The organism is Arthrobacter sp. H41 (assembly GCF_000520535.1).
Classification (GTDB): Bacteria; Actinomycetota; Actinomycetes; order Actinomycetales; family Micrococcaceae; genus Arthrobacter_D.
The window spans coordinates 24,101-27,488 of sequence record NZ_KI914802.1 but is presented as its reverse complement, the minus strand read 5'-3'; the positions used below and the strand labels follow the sequence as shown (position 1 = coordinate 27,488).

At 65.0% G+C, this 3,388-nt stretch carries 3 protein-coding genes and 1 pseudogene; 1 reads left to right on the top strand and 3 read right to left on the bottom strand.

Annotation, left to right across the window (positions count from 1 at the left end; genetic code table 11):
• A pseudogene (locus Y705_RS0111020) lies at positions 1 to 324 on the bottom strand (acyl-CoA desaturase); the annotation flags it as partial.
• Positions 325 to 385: 61 nt separating this feature from the next.
• Positions 386 to 1,009, bottom strand: coding sequence for a flavin reductase family protein (locus tag Y705_RS0111015; protein WP_026532886.1), 624 nt, complete (start codon positions 1,007 to 1,009; stop codon positions 386 to 388).
• 267 nt (positions 1,010 to 1,276) lie between these two features.
• Between Y705_RS0111015 and Y705_RS0111005 the strand changes: the two genes are divergently transcribed.
• Positions 1,277 to 2,194, top strand: a complete 918-nt coding sequence (locus Y705_RS0111005; protein ID WP_026532885.1) for an SDR family oxidoreductase — start codon at positions 1,277 to 1,279, stop codon at positions 2,192 to 2,194.
• 80 nt (positions 2,195 to 2,274) lie between these two features.
• Here Y705_RS0111005 and Y705_RS19275 read toward each other — a convergent pair whose 3' ends face one another.
• Entirely contained in the window at positions 2,275 to 3,189 is a 915-nt protein-coding gene (locus tag Y705_RS19275; RefSeq protein WP_049822620.1) for a hypothetical protein, read from the bottom strand.
• Positions 3,190 to 3,388: the final 199 nt, after the last annotated feature.

Sequence of the window (3,388 nt, the reverse complement as noted above, 5' to 3'; positions counted from 1 at the left end):
ACGCCCCGACCAGTCGTTGGCGCCGCGGGTGGTGAAGATCTGTCGGTGCGAGGCCTCGTGGGCGAGGAACGCGACCTGCGTCAGGACGACGCCGAGGGCGGCGGCGATCAGGAGCTGGAACCAGGAATCCCCCAGCAGCGCGAATCCCGTCCACGCTGCCGCCATGGCCAAGGCGAGGAAGAAGAATACCGAGAGATAGAAACGCCGACGCCGGGTGAGCAGACCCTCTTTCCGAACCTGTTTCAGGAGGACGGAGTAGGACGCAACGACGTCGTTCGGCTTACTGATGCGTACTTTGCGGCCGGTGGCGGCGGTCAGGCTCATGGACATCCCTGCAGTCGGGGCGGCCTTCCAGCCACGGGTGGGTCAACCCCCATTCACGACTCTAGCTGACGTCCGGATAATGAGCTTGCGCCCATTCCTTGAGAGGAATACGTCGGATGCGGCGGATGTTTCCTGCGGTTCCCCACTCGTCGAGCCCGAGGCGCGACAGGGGTTTGAGAGCCTCGATCAGGGGATGGTTTCCGTCGAGGAACTCCTCGGACACCACGCCGTGCAGCACCTCGCCGAAGACCAGGGTGCAGTTCCCCATCTGTTGCATTGAATGGAGCCTGCACTCGAGCGCGGCGGGCGATTCGAGGACGCGCGGCGGCGCGACGGTGAGGCTCGCCTCGCGCGTAAGTCCGACGGCGTCGAACTCACTGACCTCCGGTGGAAAGGCCGTGCCAGTGGCATTCACTGCCTCGAAAAGGCTTTCGGGCGTGAAGTTGACCGTGAATTCCCCGGTGGCCTCGATGTTGCGCACGGAGTCCTTCCGCCCCACGGAAGTGAACTGGACGATGGGCGGGTCGACCGAGGCGACAGTGAAGAAGGAATGCGGAGCCAGGTTGTCGATCCCCTCAGCGGACCGTGAGGAAACCCAGGCAATCGGCCGCGGAACCACCACAGCAGTCAGGAAACGGTAGAAATCGCGGCTCTGCTCAGCGGATGGGAGGAAATCTCGGCGCATGGGAACAGCCTAACCGGGCGCGTCGACGAGCACCGGCCCCGTTAGACTTGCTTGATATGCGCTTCATCAACAAATACCGAATCCCCATTGTCTGGCTCCTTGTGGCGGCCATGGTTCTTTCCGTCGGAGCGGGCTTCTTCTCGACTGTTCTCTGAACGGGCGCGGGAAAGTGCCTTGTCTCTCCCGAACCCACCGCCTAGTGTAGTAAGCAGGCTTAGCATTGAGTGCTGGGCGTCAGCCACCACCTATCGGTAACGGGAGAGCTTCATGACATCCGAAAACTCCGCAGGAACTCCGGACCAGTACACCTTCCAGAACCCCGTCACGCGCTTCGAAAGCATAGCTCCGCCCAAGCAGGACCAGCCGGAACCGGGCCTGGACCAGGACATCGAGCCGAAGGCTGACCGCGGTGAAACCTCCTACCGCGGAACGGGGCGCCTTTCCGGTCGAAAGGCACTGATCACGGGGGCGGATTCCGGTATCGGCGCAGCAGTCGCCATCGCCTTCGCGAGGGAAGGTGCCGACGTCGCCCTTTCCTACCTGCCGGAAGAGGAGGCCGACGCCGAAACCATCGCCGCCCTCATCGAGGATGCAGGCCGCACGGCCGTTCGGATTCCGGGTGACCTGAAGGACCCCGAGTACTGCATAGCACTTGTGCGTCAGGCGGCCGAGGGACTCGGCGGGCTCGACATCCTCGTCAACAACGCAGGCAAGCAGGTGGCCGTCGAATCACTCGAGGAGCTGAGCGACGAACAGCTGGACCATACCTTCAAGACGAACATCTACTCGTTCTTCCGGGTGACGCGGGAAGCGCTCAAGCACCTCCAACCAGGGTCCGCGATCATCAACACCACCTCCATCCAGGCGTACGAGCCGTCACCTACGCTCCTCGACTACGCGAGCACCAAGGCGGCCATCAACAACTTCACGAAGGGCCTGGCCCAGCAGCTTGCCCCCAAGGGCATCCGCGTCAATGCTGTGGCCCCCGGTCCCATCTGGACTCCCCTCCAGGTGTCCGACGGGCAGCCGAAGGAAGCCCTGCCGGAATTCGGGAAGAGCACGCCGCTGGGCCGCGCCGGCCAGCCCACCGAGCTCGCCCCCGCCTACGTCTTCCTTGCCTCACCCGAATCGAGCTACGTGCTGGGCGAGACGTTGAACGTCAACGGCGGCATGCCGGCACCCTGATTCGTTGCCGCACCCAGGGTAGAAGAACGCCCGGCTCCCCATCGGGGGCCGGGCGTTCTTGTGCCGGCCGACGCGGGCTTCTAGTTGCGCGCCTCGTCGAAGTCCGCCCGGTCGATGCGGCGGTGATAACGCATGCCGGTGAGCCCGCCGAGCACAGCCCCGGTCAGGGCCGTCAGGGCTGCTGCGAGTACGGCGATGATTCCGGTCGTCGTGAGATCGCCCTCGTTGACAGGAAGGCTCGGGAAGCTGTTGATATCGGCGAAGATGTCCGCCCGGCTTCCCGCGATCAGCCCGACAACCGCCACCACGACGGCAATGATGACGGCCCACAGCCAGACGGCGATGCCCTGCTTCACGCCGTCGAACCGGGCCATGCGACCGGCCACATACCCACCGGCGAAGTAGGAGAGGAACAGCAGGACCAGCAGGACGACGGCGGAGATGATTCCGGCGGTCTGCGCATCCTGCGATGCCTGGCTCGTGGCTTCACCGAGATTCGTGTTCGTGGACAGGCCGAACACCGCGCCCGCAGCGGCCAGGAGCGCCGTGAGAAGCACGGCCATTCCTGTCGCGGTGAGCCAGCCGAAGAAAGCGGCGCCGAATTTCATGCCGCCGAATTTCTCCTTCTCGCGCTGGTGCAGCGCGTGCCGGTCGGCGGCGGCTGGTACTGCATCCCGGCCGCGATGATCGCCGGCGTCGTGGTGCTTGCGGCCGCGTGAGGCGTTCCGTTCGGGGTCCAGGCGATGGCCGGCGTCCTGATCGTAGCCTGGGTTCTTGGTATGACTCACGGGGAAGACCTGTGTGTGTTCGCGCGTGGCATCGTCGTCGTTCCCCCGGGGATTGCCGTTCCCGGCCGGGATGGGGGTGGTGTCCGGGTTCGGTGCCTCACCGATGCTGCTTGCGCCGGCAGCAGGGGTCCGGGTGGCACTTTGGTCGCCCTCGCTGCGGAGTCCCCGGTCTCCGCCCTCGGTATTCCCTGTTCCTGGTGTACTCACTTGTCCTCCTGATGTCAGGGCCGTAAAGCCATAAGTCTACTTAGTATCGCAGGCTCGGGGACGACGGCGACGCGATGCCAGGCGTGATCGTCCTACCTTCGAGGATTCATCACTCCAGCGGCGTCGGCCTCCACCTGCCGGGGCTCACCCCCGCAGGGCGGCGGCCTCTCCGACCCAGCGGGCGTAGCGCGCCCACGGG

Bases quoted from the DNA above. Each gene is read 5' to 3' on its own strand.
- Y705_RS0111015 (WP_026532886.1), bottom strand. From the start codon at position 1,009: ATGCGCCGAGATTTCCTCCCATCCGCTGAGCAGAGCCGCGATTTCTAC.
- Y705_RS0111005 (WP_026532885.1), top strand. From the start codon at position 1,277: ATGACATCCGAAAACTCCGCAGGAACTCCGGACCAGTACACCTTCCAG.